Below are 17,924 nucleotides of genomic sequence, written 5' to 3'. Positions count from 1 at the left end.
TGCTTAGATATATTTATTCAAACGCTGCGTTAATCAAAGAAATTCCCTTTTCAACTACAGGATTCTTAACATCTAATTTGCCATACCATTTTTCACTATTGTGGGTATTCGTAAAATATCTCGCTTTAATAATTATTTCGGGTCTATATTCAAAATGAAGTGTATCAAAATGGCCCCATTTTCCTCCCCATATAAAATAATTTTTTTCAAATATATTGACCATATCTTTAGGATATTCAAGAATCCTCTTTTCTCCTTGTTCACGAGTACACCATTTCCAATAATCTCTTCTATCACTGTTAATATCGATTGCTATTCCAAAAGCGTGAGGGCTTAACCTGCCTGTGCCGCTTATAACTCTGTAGTTATATGTGCCACAGCCTGGGAAAAGGAATCTGTTAAAACTTCCGTTAGAAAACGATGTAAGTTCATTCATAGTATTTTTAAGTGCATCAGCAGCACCATTGTTTCTATTAAAACTATAATTTTTATATCTAGTTGCTACATTGACTATATTCTTGCTTAATTCACTTCTATTTCTGCCATATATCTCGCTTAAAAAAGCATACGGCCGCATACGGCCGGGATCAAAATCTTGTTCTGATAATTTTGTAACAGGCTGTAGAGGATAAAGCTGCTTCAGTGAATCTTCTACGTCTGCATTTACTAACATCTGTTGGAATCCTTTTTCAATCTTATCATCGTAGATAACTTTGTTGCCGGAACGAAACTTAATAAAAATTTTATCTCCTGATTTTTCAAAACCTTCAATGTAATCATGATAGCCCATATACATGCATAAAAGATCCTGCTTGATTCTCTTATATCCACTGTCATCATCCTCATTGACTAAAGCAAATACCGTATTTTGTTCTACGGAGACAAGTACCACAAAAAATAAAAAAAACAATAATATCCTTCTTTTCATATTTAATAACCTTCTTTATATATAAATGTTTTATTATTATATCCGTATAGTCATTTATATAGTAGCCAGAAGGATTATTTAATATGTATTGATATTATTGGTAAGTAAGGTAATTATTTATTAGGATTCTCCGTTAACAATAAGATCGTAATAGTATCCTTTTTTCTGCATTAAACTGTGATGATTCCCCATTTCACTAATTTTTCCATCATGCATTACAATTATTTTATCTGCATTTCGTATTGTAGAAAGTCTATGTGCTATAACTAAAGTTGTCCTATTTTGTGATATATTTTCTATAGCTTCTTGAATTAATTTTTCTGTAAAAGTATCTATATTTGCTGTAGCTTCATCCAGTACTAAAATAGAGGGATCATGAGCTATTGCTCTTGCAAATGAGATAAGCTGTCTTTGACCGGCTGAAAAAGTACTTCCTCTTTCCATAACTTTCTCATTAATTCCATTTTCCATATTGTTAACAAAATCAGAAGCACAGGATAGCTTTACAGCTTCTTTTACAACTTCATCAGTTATATTATCATTAAGTTTAATATTTTCAGCTATATCTCCTGAAAATAGAAATACATCCTGAAGTACAACAGCCACATTTCTTCTTAACGATTTTAAGGCTATATGAGTGATATCTTTACCATCAATCAATATTTGACCTTTCTGTATATTATAAAAACCGCTGATTAAACTAATAATAGTTGTTTTTCCTGCACCAGTTTCTCCAACAAAAGCTGCAGTTTCTCCTCTTTCAATCTTAAAACTTACATCCCTAAGCACCCAGTTTTCATCATTATAGGCAAACCATACATTTTTAAATTCAACAGTTCCTTGGAAACTAGGAACGATTTCTCCATTATCCAGTTTCTCCAATGATTCCTCCGTATCTAATAGCTCAAATATTCTTGAAGCAGATACAAGTGCTGATTGTATAGTTGTGTAATTATCGGCAAGATCAGAAATAGGATTAAAAAATTGCTGTATGTATGTAGTAAATGCATATAAAACACCTATCTGAAGAGTATGATTACCAATTTTATTCATACCATACCATACTAGTATGGCAATTGATATATTTTTAAAGATCTCAGATGCTGGTTTTAAAAAGCTGTTTATCCAAACCTGATATTTTGTAGTTACGAAGTATTCGTCATTAAGCTTTTTAAATTCTTGATATTTTTCTTTTTCTCCTATAAATATCTGAATAATCTTCATACCAGAGATATTCTCAGACATAAATCCATTAATTCTTCCTATTAGTGCTTTCATTTTCGTAAAATTATTTTTAATCTTATTTTTTAGATTTACGACAATAAAAGCCATGATTGGAAGAAGAATAAAAGATATCATCGCAAGCTCAATATTCAATGACACCATTGCATAAACAATGCCTATAATAAAAAATACATCTTTAAATAGATTTATTATTACATCCGTATACATTTCACTAAGAGCCTCAACATCATTTGTGGCTCTGGTTATTAGCCTTCCAGAGGATACCTTATCCAGATACCATAAAGGAAGCAGCTGTATTGTTTTAAAAACCTTTTTACGAAGATCTTTCATTATATCCTGTGCAGCAGCATTTATAATATTAGCCTGCATAACCGAAAATACAGAGCTTCCAACCACAACTGTCAAATACAAAAATGCCATAAGATTAATCGAATAGAATCCATAAGTTTTTACTCTCTTTATAAGAAAGTCATCAATTACCAATTTTAAAATATAAGGTTTTACTAATTCCGCAATGTTAACCAATATTACACATATAGCAGCTATAATTACTTTCTTAATATGTGGTTTTGTTAGCATGAGAAGTCTAAAAAACCCGTGATCTTTTTGTGAATTACTATAAGATGTTTCGTTTGCTGTCTTTTTCTTGTTCTTTATAAATATCATAGTACACCCCCTTAAATTTAAGGAGTTCTTCATGAGAACCTCTTTCCACTATTGCTCCATTATCCATTACGATAATTTCATCTGCTTCAGCAACAGAGCTTATTTTATGAGCAATAACAATGGTTGTCCTATTTTCTCTTAATGTTTTCAAATTAGCTAAAATCTCTGCCTCGGTTATTGTATCCACAGCAGATAATGCATCATCCAAGATAAGTACCGATGGATCCCTTATAATAGCTCTTGCAATAGATATTCGCTGTTTTTGTCCTCCAGATAAATTTACTCCTCTTTCGCCTATCACAGTATCAAATCCATGTTCAAACTTCATTATGCTATTATATATGCAGCTGAGCTTTGCTGCATTTTCTATGTTCTGCTTCGAATAGCTATCCATAAAGAAAGCTATATTCTCCTTTATAGTTGCTGAAAAAAGAAAATTATCCTGTGGCACAAGAGAAAAGCCTTTTCTTAATGTTTTCAGCTTATAATCGTTGATGTCAATCCCATCTAATAAGATTTTGCCGTTACGAACATTAAAAAGCTTAAGCAGTACGTTAGCTATACTGCTTTTACCGCTGCCTGTTCGACCAATTATACCAACAGTATGTCCCTTAGGAATAGTTAAATTGATATTATTTAATGAATTGCGTACCGCGCCTGGATATCTGAAGGATAAATCTTTTATTTCTATGTTTCCGCTGATTTCATTATTTGCTAAGGCTGCTCCATCTGTAACATCAGGTTCCTCGTCTATAATATCTGTAAGCCTTTTATAGGAGGCCATACCACGTTGAAATATATTAATAATACGGCCTATAGATATAATTGGAGCCATAATTATTGTCAAATATGTGTTAAAAGCAATAAACTCTCCAAGACTTATTGTTGAATTTAAAACCATGTTACCGCCAAGTATTAGATTTAACACAAAACTTACAGAAAAGCATATTTCTATGGTAGGTCTAAGTATCGAAGATATCTGCACCATCCTTATATTTGCTTCTTTCATCTGTTCATTTAGCTTTTCAAATCTTTCTACTTCCTGCTCTTCCTGAACATAAGCTTTGATTACTCTGATTCCGTTTATGTTCTCCTGCACTCTGTCTGATATTAAAGAAAAGCATTCCTGAACCTTTCTAAAACGCTGTCTTATGGTAATACCGGCTTTTACCATAAATATTACTATAAAAGGTATCGGTACTAGACTAATTAGTGTCAAGCGCCAATTTACAACTGTAAACATTGAGTATATAGAAGTTACACTTATGACTATACCGTTTACCGTCATTGCAGTGGCTGGACCAAAGGTCATTCTCACTGCATTTATATCATTTATAGCGTAAGCTATTAAATCACCTGTCTTTTTTCTATTATAAAATTCTGGACTCAACTGCTGTAAATGCTGAAATAAAAGTTCCCTTATATAATTTTCAAGCTTTCTTCCATTTCCGATAACTAGGTTTCTCCAAAAATATGTAGCTACAAATATAGTTGCAGCTATTATTAACATGTACAATATGTTTAATTTGACTTTCATTACATCAAATTTATTTACTTTAAGTATATCTATGGCATTTCCAAGCACTCTTGGGAATTGAGCTGTAACATAGGATGAGAGAAATAGAAAGACAAATCCAACAGCATAAGAAACTTTATGCATAACAATAAAGTTCACGATTATATTATTTTTTTTCATACACATCCCCTTCTTAATTGTTAATTATGTTACTTGTCAGCTACAGCTGCTTTTACATTTTTCCCCTTTAGTTTTTTCAAATTATTAAGAACTATACTGCCTTTACCGTTAAGTATAGTAACATTAGAAAACCTATCCCATATCTCAATGATACCTATATCTTCACCATTTACACCATCGATATTTGATATAGCTCCAGCTATATCTCCAGGCCTTATTTTCTTATCTTTTCCTAGGTTCAGATGAATTTTCATCACATCCTTACCTATTTTAGAACTTGTAGTATTTTTCGCTTTAACAACATTCTTTGCTGCAAATCTTGCTTTATATTCTTCAGATATATTTTCTAATTCTATTGATGTCGGCTCAAACTTGTAATCTATATATTCTTCAATTTCTGAAAGCATCCTTTCATCATAGGATGTTACAAATGTAATTGCAGTACCCTTTTTACCAGCTCTTCCAGTTCTTCCAATCCTATGAACATAGCGTTCCTTTTCCACAGGCATATCATAATTAATGATGCAGCTTAAACTTTCGATATCAAGTCCCCTGGCTGCAATATCTGTCGCTATTAAAAATCTAGCTTTACCAGCTTTAAAATTATTTATTGTTTTTAGTCTATCATTCTGAAGCATATCACCATGCAGTTTTATTGCAGGCCATTTGAGTGAATTAAATCTATCGTAAATTTTATCTACAGTAGCCTTTGTGTTACAAAAAATAATACAATTGTCAGGGTTCTCTAAATACAAAACAGTCTCTAGCGTTAATAATTTGCTGCTGACATCAGTAGCAACACATTTTTGTTCAATATTTTCTACAGTTACTTTATCCGGTGTTATGCTTATTCTTTCAGGTTTAACCATATAAGAAGCACAAAGCTTTTCTATTTCCTCCGGCATAGTAGCTGAAAATAGTGTTGTAATTCTATTTTTAGGCAGTCTTCTTATAATATCGCTGACCTCATCTATGAAACCCATATTAAGCATTTCATCAGCTTCATCTATGACAAGATATTTTATATCTTCAACATACAAACTTCCTTTTTTGATATGGTCTAATGTCCTTCCAGGCGTACCTGCTACAATATGGACTCGCTGTTTAAGCTCTTTTGTTTGAAAGCTTATTGGCTGTTTACCAAATACAGCAACACAATGTATGCTCTTATAGAGTCCAATATTTTCGATATCTTGCTTTATCTGAACAGCAAGTTCTCTTGTAGGCGCTAATATTAGCACTTGAGGTGTTCGCATTTCCACGTCTATAGTTTCGCATAGAGGTATTCCAAAGGCTGCAGTTTTACCGCTTCCCGTCTGAGACTGTACAATAATATCCTTATGTGCGTGCATAAGCGGCATAACCTTGCTTTGAACTTTAGAAGGCCTAGAATAACCTAATTTATCGATAGCTTTTAGTATTTTTTCATCTTTTATAAGTGCTTCAAAATCTTCGTTCTCCATATTTATATCTCCGTTCCATTTATGCGTTTTTAAATTTAAGAAATTCCTCTACAGTAAGGAAAGTTCTGTCATAGCCTAGCTTTTTGCACAGCTGAGTAACATGCGGCTGCAAAATCCATATGTAGTATCTTTTGTATTAATACCATTAATTATTATATCTCCTTCTGAAGGTTTTAGCTATTTTTATATTTCTAAGCCCACCAACCACAAATAAAGCGGGAGGTTTCATATTCGAACCTAATACCCCGCTTTTACTCCAAAATTCATCTATAGCATCTTCCCTATCGGTATAGAAGCTGTCATGGCTCCTTATTCTACCGCAGACATAACTTTATTTAATTTTCATATTGCTACATTACTGATTATACATCACAATTAACAATTTATCTAACTTTTATTAACAAATTATAAAATAATCCATTATTTTTTTGTAATAGAGGTAGTAATGCTATGATTCATACTGTATTGAGCAGAATACCTCATTAAAGATACCATATCATTACCTGCAGCGCTATAGCCTGATATAAAATGATTAGGTGATGATAGTTTTGCGAAGAAATTATAGTCTACTGTTTTTTTACCATTATACAAATAGGTAAACGTAGGTTCTACAACGATCCATCCATATTTAGGAAGATAGAATTCCGGCCATGCATGTGAATAATATTCTGCGTTTTTGACGGTTTTATTTGAAAAATACTGTGGATTTATTCTATATCCTGTCACTATCCTAGCAGGAACTCCTGCTGCTCTTAAAAGTGCTATAAATAGTTCAGCATAGTCTTCACATACTCCTGATTTATGTACTAAAGCAGACAATGCACCTTTATTCTGATAAGTATATCCGTAGGTCATATAACTATTTACAAAAGCAAAAGCCTTCTGAGCTTTTTTATACGGACTCTTTATACCTTTAAATAAACCTTTAGCTTTACTTTTTATTTTGCTGTTATTGCTTTCAATTTTACTCTCAGCTGAAGTATATTTCTTATAATCCTTAAATCCTTTATAGCTGCTGGATGCTTTTGATAGAAGTGTCTTATTATATGTAATTGCACTGTTTTTATACACCCTTACAATCTTATACTTAGCTCGTCCATTTTTTGTGGTAGAACTTATTACTAACTGTCGTCTTCCATCTGAATATTTCTTAAGTTTTGCTCCACTTCCGTATACCTTCAAGCTAATTTCCTTCTGGTAAGGAGATTTACTCAATTTGCCAATATTGTACGTCATTTTGAATTTGGTATTGTAATATGAGCTCAATACTATGTTAGTTGTTAACTGATAGGTACCAGTTTTCGAAAGCTTGTAGTGTGATGAGCTGTTCAGAGTTTTTGCTGTAACATAAGCGTTGTCAAACTGAATAAAGCTGAACAACATAACTATTATAAGAGCTGAACCTATAATCCTTTTCTTCATCATTTATTCCCATCCTCCATTTTATATTAATTAGTTACACTATGTTATATGATATCCTACGATGCTTGTAAAACTATTCCACAAAATCATTTTTTATAATATAATCTATAATGTGATTCATATTTATATTATACTTAGGAGCTGATACTATGAAAAGAAAATTTTTTATTTTTACACTTGGTTTTATAGTAATGCTAGTTTTGTTATCGTTTTTAGGACTATATATGTACAGTCGAAAAATGAATACAGCAACATTGAATAATGGTGCCGTTTATTTTATGCTTCAAGAAAAAACATCTATTAATGATACAGCCCAGAAGCTAAAAGATAGAGAAATAATTTCTTCAGCTAATAAATTTGTTAAAAGCGCTGCATATTACAAAATAAAGGGGCCTTTTAATGCATCTAACCTAATAATTAAAGCGCATACCCCTATGAAAGATCTGTTAAATAAGTTACGTACCGGCAAATCAGATTTTGCTAAAATAACGATTCCTGAAGGACTATCCTTATTTTCAATAGAAAAAATACTCGAGCAAAACAGATTTATAGTTAATAATAAGTTTCTTAATGCAAAATATAAAGATTTCGATTATAATAGATTATTAGCAATAAACAATGACGTAAAATATGATTTGGAAGGATATTTATTTCCAGATACTTATTATATTCCTGTTTCTTATTCTGAAAAAGATATAATCAATTTAATGTATCAAAACTTTTCCAGAGTAATGAACCAAGAAAACCTATCAAAAGCAAAAAAGATGGGATTTAACACAAATCAAATTATAACAGTGGCTTCACTGATAGAAAAAGAGGCTGCTAACGACAGTGAGAGAAGGAGAATTGCTGGTGTAATTTATAACAGATTAAAAAAAGACATGCCGCTTCAGATAGACGCTACTGTGATTTATGCTAAAACTTTTGGAAAATATAAAATTCAACGAGTTTTGTATAAAGATTTAAAAGTTAATTCAAAATATAACACATATAAATACGAAGGTTTGCCTCCAGGCCCTATAGCTTCTCCCGGAAAAGCTTCTATCGAAGCAGCATTAAATCCTGAAAAGAACAGTTATTTATATTATGTAAAAGGACCAAGCGGTCATATATTTAGCAAAACTTATTCAGAGCATTTAAAAAACGTCAATAAATATATTTCTAAATAAGGTGGTTAATAAATGAAAGTAGTAATAGATTGTGTACATTGTTATCTAAAACAAGCAGTATCCTGCATGACTATGGCAAATATTGATGCAGATAAACAGCATGAAATTCTTTATTCGCTTATGGATGACGTAAAAAATTTGGACAGAAACGGAACTCCATGCGATAATTCATCAGAAATAATTTTTAAAGCTTATGAAAAAATAGGAATACGTGATCCATATGAATCAGTTAAAAAGGAATCAAATGATATGGCACTTTCACTTTACGAAAAGCTAGAAAAAATCATCTCAAAATCTAATAATCGTCTTTATGATGCCTTAAAAATAGCTGTAGCTGGAAATGTTATAGATCTTGGTATAAATAGAAACTTTGATATAGATGCTGCACTTGAACAAAGCCTAAAAAAAGGATTTGCTGTAGATGATTTCGATAAATTCTATAATCTAATAAAAAAGTCCGATTCAGTATTGATTCTTGGCGATAACGCCGGTGAAATCGTCTTTGATAAGATATTAGTAAAGGAACTCAAGGCGCTAAATAAGAAAGTTATCTATTCGGTTAAGTCTGGGGCTGTATTAAATGATTCTACTATGTATGATGCTCATTATACTGGAATGGATGAAATAGCTCAGGTTGTTGAAAGCGGAAGCAGCTATCTTGGTACTCCGCTAACAAAAATTTCAAATGAATTTAAGGATATTATGTATAATGCACCAGTAATAATCTCAAAAGGACAGGCAAACTATGAATCGTTAAGTGAAGAAAAAACTCTTTTAGATAAAATCTTCTTTTTGCTTAAAATAAAATGTGAATGTGTAGGAACAGATGCGAACGCACCGTTCGGAGAGATGGTATTTTTTAAAAAAGGAGTGAAGTGACTTTCGCAGGCTATAAAATGCCTTCTTATATCACTTCATCTCCTATGCTGACTCTGCAAATTTTAAAATATCATTTTACATATTGCTGCTTTCAAGTTTATGTAAAGCAGCATTTTCTTTTATTAATCAATCAGGTAATTGATTCTTGTATTCCTGATTACTTATTCTTTCAACCTCTTCAACATAATCATCATCTTCATTATGATATCCGGTTATATCCTTATTTCTATCAAACATTTGTACCATTTGGTAGGTATCTTCTGCATCAACCCCTATTTCACCTTCATTATAGTGGGTAAACCCAAATCCAAGTGGCCTTAGTACACTTTCTTCTGGCACTCTACGCGTAGAATTATAGGTTCTTTCCGCACTGATAGTCTGTTGACACCGAATACAATTTTCTGCATAAGGTAAAGCTTCTAATCTTTCTTCCTCTATATCCTTTCCACATTTTTTGCATTTGCCGTAACTTCCTTCATCTATAGCTTTTAAAGCGTCATTTATCTTGTCTAGCATTGATGTTTCATTTGCTTCAAGTGATCTACCCATCTCCACCTGAAAGGTTTCTGTAGCTATGTCAGAAGGGTGATTATCGTAAAATGATAATTCACTAGCAATATCAACATTATATTTAGTCATGTCATTATCATTTAGCTGTTCAATAGCTTCATTGACTCTCTTTTTCTCTTTGATAAGTTTATCTTTATAGTATGTAAGTCTTTCCCTATCCATACAATCAATCATCCTTTCAAAAGTAATACTTAGTTATATTCTTTCAAAAGGAGAAGTTTTTATTACACTTATTTATATAATAACTTAAAAGTCTCTACACAAGTTAGAGACTTTTACTATTATTGCCTTATATAAATAAGCTAAACTGAGATATATCCCCAGATTCAATAAAGTCCTCAACTCCGCCTATAGTAACTCCATCAATTAGTTCTTCTTTCTTTATGTTCAATAGTTCCATAGACATACCGCAGGCTATCATGTTTACGCCGCCTTTTATTGCAGTTACTATAAGCTTTTCAAGTGAACCTATGTTTCTATCTTTCATAAGTCTTCTCATATTTCTTGAGCCTATACCTAAAACCTTCATTCTAGAAAGCTTCAAATGCCTGCTGTCTCTAGGCATAAATCTATCCGTAACAATGTCAGTCGTGGTTCTTCTCTTTTGTATTTTTTCTCCTTTTCGAATGATATTAATACCCCAAAACATGAAAAACATTGTAACCCTATTACCCGTAGCAATAGCACCATTAGCAATTATAAAAGCTGCAGCTGCCCTATCCAGGTCATCACTAAAAATTAACAATGTCTTCTGCTTAATAGAGTTTTCCTTATTTAGTTCAACATTGTTTGATGTTTTTTCGATTTCAACTTCAGCAGCATGATCTATTGTGTTAATACTAACAAGTTTATTATGTGTCACCTTACACCAGCTAACTACATCATAATAGAAATTAGGTGCAGATGCTCTGATTTTTAATATTGTATTAATCTTTATCTTGCTCATAGCACGTTTAACTGCTATAATTTGCTCTGAATATGTCAGTGGTGTTATATCTATTTCCGTAACATTCTTTTTCATATCATTATTTAAAATGATAATCTCCCCCACAGAAAATTAATACCTATTATATAGTATATTCATAAGTTTATGTATTGCGAATTATATAAGTATATATAATAAAAAATAATTCTAAAAAGCTATTTGTCCTTTAAATCAATTATTTATTCCTAATTTATAATCTAAGGGTATATTTATTGCATATATAGGAAAAATAACTATATGAAGATAAGGTATATTATTTATGGATTGCTTGGTATATGCTTAGAAGTATTCTGGACCGGCTTAGCTTCTTTAATAAGCCAGAACATTACAATGGAAGGAAGAACCTACGTATGGATGTTTTTTATCTACGGACTCGGAGTACTTCTGGAACCAGTACATAATAGAATAAGAAAGTTACCAGTTATATTGAGAGGGGGAATATATACAATATTGATATTTTTTATAGAATATTCTACTGGTCTGCTTCTTAGAATTGTTATTGGTAAATGTCCTTGGGACTATAGTGGAAATTATTATTCAATAAACGGATTAATTACTCTAACTTTTATTCCCGTTTGGTTTTTGGCGGGTTTACTCTTTGAAAGGGTTCATGATTTATTAATGGAAGTACATATAGTAAAAGAAACTCCATGATTTAACTTTTCTTTTAATCATGGAGTTTCTTTTATAGTCTATCAATAATTTTTTTATTAAATGCAAAAAACGCTCCACAGATACCACCTATTATGTGTGTCATCTGAGATATATTATCTGGACTTACAACGCCTTCATAAATTTCTTTACCAACAAAAATACAGAAAACAATTATAAGTGTAAGAGGAATTTCTCCTTCTCTAGCATTTACAAAGGAACTTAATATAATAAACATATAAACTATACCACTGGCTCCCAACAGCATGTCATTGAAAAGAAACATGTGAATAACTCCAGATATAAATGCCGTTATAAGAATTAATCTTACAAGTACCTTTGAGCCATACTTTTCTTCCAGCATTGGTCCCACCATAAGTATAATTATAAAATTTCCTGATAAGTGTTCCCAATTTGCATGTCCTAGTATATATGAAAATAAACGTACATACTCTAAAGGGTCAGAAAAAGAAGTTCTATAATTTGAGAAAATTAATCTTGTCGTCAGCCCGTTGGTTAAAACACCTAAAGCGTAGCTAAGCAGTGCGAGAAAGGTAAATGTTAAAATTACAGGCGCATTATATTTTACTCTTACAAATCTTCCACGCATACGCATTCTCCCTTCTCTAATTCTTTATATATAGTATAGTAACCAATTACTGCTTATTGTATTCAATAGTTATATTGATGATTTTGCCGTAATTGTTACTATACTCAAATGATCCATATTTTTATTATATTAAGCTTTCAAATTGATCAAGTACACTTTCAAACACCTTAAGAGCATCTTCTATAGGTTTTGGAGTACTCATGTCAACTCCTGCATCCTTTAATAGGTTAAGCGGATAATCAGATCCACCTCTTGTAAGGAAGTTTAAGTATTTTTTTAATGCAGGTTCCCCGTTATTTAACACTTGGGTTGATAATGATGTAGCAGCTGAAAAACCTGTTGCGTATTTATATACATAGAAGCTGCTATAGAAATGGGGAATTCTTGCCCATTCTATATCAATATAGTCATCTACTACTATGTCATTCCCGAAATATTTAACATTAAGATCATGATAAATCCTACATAGGCTTTCCGCAGTTGCAGCTTTACCACTCTCTATCATTTCATGAACTATCTTTTCAAATTCAGCAAACATGGTCTGTCTATATACTGTACCTCTAAAACTTTCCATATAATGATTTAAAAGGTACATTTTCTGAGTCTTATCTGTTGTATTCTTTAACATGTAGTTCATCAATATAGATTCGTTAAATGTAGACGCAACCTCAGCTACAAATATTTTATATTCTGCATATTGGTAAGGCTGTTTTTTATTTGAGTAGAAGGTATGCATAGAATGCCCCATCTCATGAGCTATTGTGAACATGTTATCCAATGTATCTGTATGATTTAAAAGTACATATGGATGTGAATCATAACAGCCCCAGGAATAAGCTCCACTCCTTTTACCTTCATTTTCATATATATCTATCCATCCAGAATTAAAACCATCTGTTAAATCCTTAATATATTGAGGTCCTAAAATTGCTAATGCTTTTTTTACAGTCTCAACTGCTTCATCATACGGAATTTTCATCGATACGTTCTGAACTATTGGCGTATATAGATCGTACATATGAAGCTCATCTAGTTTTAACATCTTTTTTCTAAGCTTAACATATCTATACATAAGATTCATATTACTATGAATTGTACTAATTAGATTATCATATACATCGGTTGAAACATTATCCTCGAAAAGATATGCTTCTCTAGCCGAGCTGAATTTTCTAGCTTTAGATCTGAACATGTCTGCTTTTGCATTTGAACTCAATGTAGCAGCAAAAGTATTCTTTTGAGCCATATATGTGCTGTAAAGCCCCTCGAAGGCATCTTTTCTAACTCTTCTATCTGAACATTCCATAAAAGGAATATATCTTCCTTTTGTTATTTCTTTTTCCTCATTATTTTCATCTTTTATTGTAGGAAATTTAATGTCTGCGTTGTTTATCATGTTATAAATAGAGCTTGCAGATTGCAATACCTCACCTGTCATTGCAAGTATCTGTTCCTGCTCTGCTGAAAGCACATGAGGTTTATTTCTTAATATTTCATTTAAAAATGTTCTATATAGCTCTAACCCTGAATTTTCTGATATAAACTTGTTTAGCTTTTCTTCTGGTACATCTAATATCTCTGGAGTAATATAAGAACTAGCACTTGATATTTCAGTTGATAAAGCATCTGCTCTATCAGCAAATCCTTGATAAAGCGAATTCGTAGTATCTTCATGACTTCTCATATGAGCATATACATATACCTTTTCAAAAAGTCTTCTCATACCAAAGTATAAATCTAGTACTTCTAACAGTTTTGAGCCTGAACTTCCTAAAGAACCTTTATATGTCTCAAGCGTTTTAGCTGCTTCCTTTACTTTGGAAAAATCTTTTTCCCAAAGTTCATTATCAGCATATATATCTTCAAGTTTCCATTTAAATTTATCTGCTATTTCTGAACGCTTTGGTATTTTGCCCTGTGACACTATGCAACACTCCCTTTTTTAAATACAAAATAATAATTCGTTATCTATTATATATTTTCTTTATTTAATAATTTAGTTATAACATCAACTAAATCTTCAACTTCTGGTTTGCTAAGCTGTGCGTCAGCTCCGACTGATTCACCTTTATGCTTAAGGTCTCCTGTAATAAGTGATGAAAAAATTATAACTGGTAGTTTATTTAAAATAGGGTTTTCCTTTATCCTTCTTGTAAGCGTATGGCCATCCATTTGAGGCATTTCTATATCAGTTATAAGTAATTGAATATCTTCATCGAACTTATCTGCTTTTTCGTTTACTAAATTATTTAAATAATCAAGTACCTGCTTACCATCATCAAAGGTTCTTATGTTTTTAAATCCAGCTTTTGTAAGGGTATCGAACAATAATTTTCTAATAAGCTGTGAATCATCTGCAACAGCTATCTTTACATCTGCTCTGTCCTTATAATTAACATTTGCTATTCTATCTTGGTTTATACCACTATTAGGACTAATATCTGTAACTATCTTTTCATAATCAAGCATGGAAACAATTTTATCCTTGAATATGATATTCCCTATTACTAATGAATTAACAGTTAAATCATCAGGCTTTACTATTTCTTCCCATTTTATTCTTTGAATTTTTGTAACACTATCTATTATGAATGCAATTTCAAGTTTATTAAATTCACACACTATAACCTTTTTTAAATCATTAGTATTTCTTGTTTTGTCAAGAACATACTTTAAATCTATTAAAGTGAGAATTTTGCCTCTGCTTACCGTAACTCCTGCAATAGCTGGGTGTGTCTGTGGTAATTTTGTAATATTCTCTGCTTTTATCTCCAGAACTTCTTTTACTTTTATTACATTTATAGCATATGTTTCTGAATTAATTAAAAATTCCAATATTTCTAATTCGCCTGTACCCGACTCTAATAATATATTTGTTTCCATTGATAAGTCCTCCTTTGATTAAACATAAAAAATTAAAATACCTTATAGCAATATTTTATACTTTATAACAACTTTTTCAAATAGGTTATCCAAATATTTTTTATGAAATTTTACAAAAATTAAAACAGCGACTAGTAAATCGCTGTTTTAATACTAACAAACTCTCTCTTCTTCATTATTTGAAGTTTTAACATTTTGTATTTCCTTAAGTTTTTTTAGTTCGACAGCCATAAAAATTACAGTGATTATTGTACTTATAAGATCAGAAATAGGTTGAGCCATCCACACTCCATCTAAGCTAAAATACCTCGGGAGAATCAATATTAGTGGCAGTAAAACTATTACCTGTCTCAATAGACTCAATATCATTGATAATTTGGCTTTTGCCACAGCTTGAAAATAGTTTGTAAATACTATTGAAAAGCCCAATATAGGAAATACCGCCAGGAATATTTTAAGTCCTCTTGATCCCATATTAATGAGCTTCACATCATTGTTAAAAATTGCAAACATCTGTGTAGGAAAAAGTTCCACAAAAATCCAACCTAGTGTTGTAATAACTGTAGCTCCAATTGCCGCATATTTAAGTGCTTTTTTTACTCTATCTATATTTTGCGCTCCGTAATTATATCCAATGATTGGCTGTGCCCCTTGATTAATTCCAAAGATAGGCATTAAAAATACCATTGATATCATATTTACTATTGTCATCGCTCCAATAGCTAATTCTCCTCCATACACCGCAAGACTTTTATTATATGCAACTGTAACAAGGCTTGCAGCAAGCTGCATTGCAAAAGGAGACATTCCTATTGCTAGGATTTCCTTTATTACTTTCATATCAAGTTTAAAATATTTCTTTCTAAGTTTTAATAAACTTTTGCTGCCAACAAAATATGATAGTGTCCAAACTGTAGTGACAGTCTGAGATATCACTGTAGATAAAGCAGAGCCTCTGACACCTAATTTAAATATAAATATCAGTGTCGGATTTGCTATAAAATTAATCAATGCTCCTATTAACATTGTAAGCATAGCAGTTCTCGGATTTCCCTCAGCTCTAATAATATTATTAAGCCCGAAACCGATATTTTGAACGATTACCCCTAAAAGTATTATTGTACCAAACTCTTTTGCATAGGGAAGAGTGTTTGGACCTGCTCCAAAAGCTATAAGTATAGGTTCCAAAAATATGAGTCCAAAAATTGTTATGAGCAGAGAAAATATTATCAGGAGTATAAAGCTATTTCCCATAACCTTTTCTGCATCATCTTTTTTGTGTTGCCCAAGCTTGATGGAAATGACAGCAGCAGCACCAATACCGGCAAGCATTCCAAAAGCCATAATGATGTTTGTAATAGGAAATGTTATTCCTACACCTGAAAGCTGCATTTCACCAACATATTTTCCTACAAATATTCTATCTACCAAACTGTACATAACTGTAACCAGCATTCCAATTATTCCAGGTATAGAAAATTTTATAAGAAGCTTTATAACATTTGATTTTTCAAGTTCTTCAGTTCTATTCAAGATTATTCCTCCTACTAATTATTAAAACATAGTAACTTTTCTATTATATATATAATATTATTTTTTTTCAATACAATAATGTAAGTAAAATACACATAATACATAGTTAACGTTTCATTTTTCCAACTATTATGAGTAGATCTACTGTTATTGCTTTTATATCCTTTTGTAAGAATTTTATTATTTTCTCATTATCAGCTGTCCAGCTAAGCGGTGTCATAGAAATAAGCTTTTCCAAATCTTGTTTTGACATCTCTACTGAATATGTCAAATTTTCATGATATAATATTTCCAAATTTTCTTTTAAACGCTCAACAATCTTATAATTTGAGTATTCCGCTTTTTTAGTGTCAGAATAAAAGTTCTCTCTTAATTCCTTTAAATAATTTTCAGCGGGAACAACTTTTATTACTATACCATCATCTATGAGCAACCTTTTGAACTCTTTATAATTAGCGGGTGATAATATATTTAAAATTACGGCCAGACTTTTTTTATTAAACGGTCCCTTTGCAAGGTCAGCCACACACCACAATATATCTTTATATTCTCTTGAGGCCACACTTATTCCAGCTTTAGAAATATCTATACCGATACCAGTAACTTTTTTTGTATCGGTCAACCTTAATTTGTCGATAATATATTTTAAGTGTGACCCTTCGCCGCAGCCAACATCCATTATCTTTATATTCTGACTATCAGTTTTTTCTATGTAGTGAAGTATTAAACTAACAAGCTCCTCCTGCAATTTTCTATAAAAACCTATCGAACAAATATAATTTCTAGCCTCAAAAAGTTCTTTACTATACTCTTTCTTAACTGTTGAATTAAGTAAATTTATATAGCCCTTCTTCGAAACATCAAAACAATGTCCTTTGAAGCAATGCAATGTTTTATTATCGACTTCTAAAATCTGCTTTCCACAAACTGGACAGCGAAGTAGTTGGATGCTCTCATTTATTAGTTTCATTGCTTTATCTATTTTCTTTTCAGTATCCAAACACATTTTCCTCTCTTTAATAATTCAGTTATTTATCAAAGGTGTATTATCAGTAATGTTAATAATACCACAAATTGTTCCTACAGGTTCAATAAACTCATACAAATTTATTCTATAATGTTTCTTCATTAATTTCAAATTACATATATTTCAGTTCATATCCACCTTTTAGTTTAATTTTAGCTTAACTTATAATTAAACTGCTTTAGCTATTCATGTTAAGA

The 17,924-nt window shown here is 31.4% G+C and carries 15 protein-coding genes; 3 read left to right on the top strand and 12 right to left on the bottom strand.

What is annotated here, in order from left to right; genetic code table 11:
- Positions 1-13: 13 nt before the first annotated feature.
- From CLORY_RS08870 to CLORY_RS08850, 5 genes are all read right to left on the bottom strand, one after another.
- Positions 14-928 (bottom strand): M15 family metallopeptidase, encoded by a 915-nt coding sequence (locus CLORY_RS08870; RefSeq protein ID WP_079423398.1) that lies wholly within the window; start codon positions 926-928, stop codon positions 14-16.
- 120 nt (positions 929-1,048) lie between these two features.
- Positions 1,049-2,839 carry an ABC transporter ATP-binding protein gene (locus CLORY_RS08865; protein WP_079423396.1) on the bottom strand — a complete coding sequence of 597 codons (1,791 nt, stop codon included), beginning with the start codon at positions 2,837-2,839 and terminating at the stop codon, positions 1,049-1,051.
- The gene (locus tag CLORY_RS08860) at positions 2,790-4,535 is read right to left on the bottom strand and encodes an ABC transporter ATP-binding protein (protein ID WP_079423394.1); all 1,746 of its coding nucleotides are present in this window, start codon (positions 4,533-4,535) and stop codon (positions 2,790-2,792) included. Before CLORY_RS08860 ends, CLORY_RS08865 begins: the two co-directional genes overlap by 50 nt.
- A 29-nt stretch (positions 4,536-4,564) precedes the next feature.
- Positions 4,565-5,998 carry a DEAD/DEAH box helicase gene (locus tag CLORY_RS08855; protein ID WP_079423392.1) on the bottom strand — a complete coding sequence of 478 codons (1,434 nt, stop codon included), beginning with the start codon at positions 5,996-5,998 and terminating at the stop codon, positions 4,565-4,567.
- 420 nt (positions 5,999-6,418) lie between these two features.
- Positions 6,419-7,423: a transglutaminase-like domain-containing protein gene (locus CLORY_RS08850; RefSeq protein WP_079423390.1), complete on the bottom strand. Its 1,005-nt coding sequence runs from the start codon at positions 7,421-7,423 to the stop codon at positions 6,419-6,421.
- Between the two features lie 146 nt (positions 7,424-7,569).
- Between CLORY_RS08850 and mltG the strand changes: the two genes are divergently transcribed.
- Together mltG and CLORY_RS08840 are read left to right on the top strand one after the other, a co-directional pair.
- Positions 7,570-8,589, top strand: coding sequence for an endolytic transglycosylase MltG (gene mltG / locus CLORY_RS08845; protein WP_079423388.1), 1,020 nt, complete (start codon positions 7,570-7,572; stop codon positions 8,587-8,589).
- 12 nt (positions 8,590-8,601) lie between these two features.
- Positions 8,602-9,468 (top strand): damage-control phosphatase ARMT1 family protein, encoded by an 867-nt coding sequence (locus CLORY_RS08840; protein ID WP_079423386.1) that lies wholly within the window; start codon positions 8,602-8,604, stop codon positions 9,466-9,468.
- A 126-nt stretch (positions 9,469-9,594) separates the two neighbouring features.
- Here CLORY_RS08840 and CLORY_RS08835 read toward each other — a convergent pair whose 3' ends face one another.
- Entirely contained in the window at positions 9,595-10,200 is a 606-nt protein-coding gene (locus CLORY_RS08835; RefSeq protein ID WP_079423384.1) for a TraR/DksA C4-type zinc finger protein, read from the bottom strand.
- Positions 10,201-10,327: 127 nt separating this feature from the next.
- Positions 10,328-11,089 (bottom strand): DsrE/DsrF/DrsH-like family protein, encoded by a 762-nt coding sequence (locus tag CLORY_RS08830; protein ID WP_139376006.1) that lies wholly within the window; start codon positions 11,087-11,089, stop codon positions 10,328-10,330.
- 171 nt (positions 11,090-11,260) lie between these two features.
- Here CLORY_RS08830 and CLORY_RS08825 point away from each other — a divergent pair, with 171 nt between their 5' ends.
- A complete protein-coding gene (locus CLORY_RS08825; protein ID WP_079423380.1) occupies positions 11,261-11,677 on the top strand; it encodes a putative ABC transporter permease in 417 nt (138 codons plus the stop codon).
- 31 nt (positions 11,678-11,708) lie between these two features.
- Here CLORY_RS08825 and CLORY_RS08820 read toward each other — a convergent pair whose 3' ends face one another.
- The 5 genes from CLORY_RS08820 to CLORY_RS08800 all read right to left on the bottom strand — a co-directional run bounded on the left by CLORY_RS08820 (position 11,709) and on the right by CLORY_RS08800 (position 17,700).
- The gene (locus CLORY_RS08820; RefSeq protein ID WP_341456639.1) at positions 11,709-12,284 is read right to left on the bottom strand and encodes a rhomboid family intramembrane serine protease; all 576 of its coding nucleotides are present in this window, start codon (positions 12,282-12,284) and stop codon (positions 11,709-11,711) included.
- 124 nt (positions 12,285-12,408) lie between these two features.
- Positions 12,409-14,208: an oligoendopeptidase F gene (gene pepF / locus CLORY_RS08815; protein ID WP_079423376.1), complete on the bottom strand. Its 1,800-nt coding sequence runs from the start codon at positions 14,206-14,208 to the stop codon at positions 12,409-12,411.
- A gap of 47 nt (positions 14,209-14,255) precedes the next feature.
- Positions 14,256-15,167, bottom strand: a complete 912-nt coding sequence (locus tag CLORY_RS08810; RefSeq protein ID WP_079423374.1) for a chemotaxis protein — start codon at positions 15,165-15,167, stop codon at positions 14,256-14,258.
- A 153-nt stretch (positions 15,168-15,320) separates the two neighbouring features.
- Positions 15,321-16,700 carry an MATE family efflux transporter gene (locus CLORY_RS08805; RefSeq protein WP_079423372.1) on the bottom strand — a complete coding sequence of 460 codons (1,380 nt, stop codon included), beginning with the start codon at positions 16,698-16,700 and terminating at the stop codon, positions 15,321-15,323.
- Positions 16,701-16,806: 106 nt separating this feature from the next.
- Positions 16,807-17,700, bottom strand: coding sequence for a putative RNA methyltransferase (locus CLORY_RS08800; RefSeq protein WP_079423370.1), 894 nt, complete (start codon positions 17,698-17,700; stop codon positions 16,807-16,809).
- Positions 17,701-17,924: the final 224 nt, after the last annotated feature.

Source organism: Clostridium oryzae (assembly GCF_002029235.1).
GTDB lineage: Bacteria > Bacillota > Clostridia > Clostridiales > Clostridiaceae > Clostridium_AE > Clostridium_AE oryzae.
The sequence above is the reverse complement of the archived record's forward strand: the minus strand, read 5'-3'. Positions and strand labels throughout refer to the sequence as shown.

Excerpts from the sequence above, each read along its gene's own strand:
- CLORY_RS08870 (WP_079423398.1), bottom strand. The coding sequence starts at position 928 with ATGAAAAGAAGGATATTATTGTTTTTTTTATTTTTTGTGGTACTTGTC.
- CLORY_RS08865 (WP_079423396.1), bottom strand. The coding sequence starts at position 2,839 with ATGATATTTATAAAGAACAAGAAAAAGACAGCAAACGAAACATCTTAT.
- CLORY_RS08860 (WP_079423394.1), bottom strand. The coding sequence starts at position 4,535 with ATGAAAAAAAATAATATAATCGTGAACTTTATTGTTATGCATAAAGTT.
- CLORY_RS08855 (WP_079423392.1), bottom strand. The coding sequence starts at position 5,998 with ATGGAGAACGAAGATTTTGAAGCACTTATAAAAGATGAAAAAATACTA.
- CLORY_RS08850 (WP_079423390.1), bottom strand. The coding sequence starts at position 7,423 with ATGATGAAGAAAAGGATTATAGGTTCAGCTCTTATAATAGTTATGTTG.
- mltG (WP_079423388.1), top strand. The coding sequence starts at position 7,570 with ATGAAAAGAAAATTTTTTATTTTTACACTTGGTTTTATAGTAATGCTA.
- CLORY_RS08840 (WP_079423386.1), top strand. The coding sequence starts at position 8,602 with ATGAAAGTAGTAATAGATTGTGTACATTGTTATCTAAAACAAGCAGTA.
- CLORY_RS08835 (WP_079423384.1), bottom strand. The coding sequence starts at position 10,200 with ATGGATAGGGAAAGACTTACATACTATAAAGATAAACTTATCAAAGAG.
- CLORY_RS08825 (WP_079423380.1), top strand. The coding sequence starts at position 11,261 with ATGAAGATAAGGTATATTATTTATGGATTGCTTGGTATATGCTTAGAA.
- CLORY_RS08820 (WP_341456639.1), bottom strand. The coding sequence starts at position 12,284 with ATGCGTGGAAGATTTGTAAGAGTAAAATATAATGCGCCTGTAATTTTA.
- CLORY_RS08810 (WP_079423374.1), bottom strand. The coding sequence starts at position 15,167 with ATGGAAACAAATATATTATTAGAGTCGGGTACAGGCGAATTAGAAATA.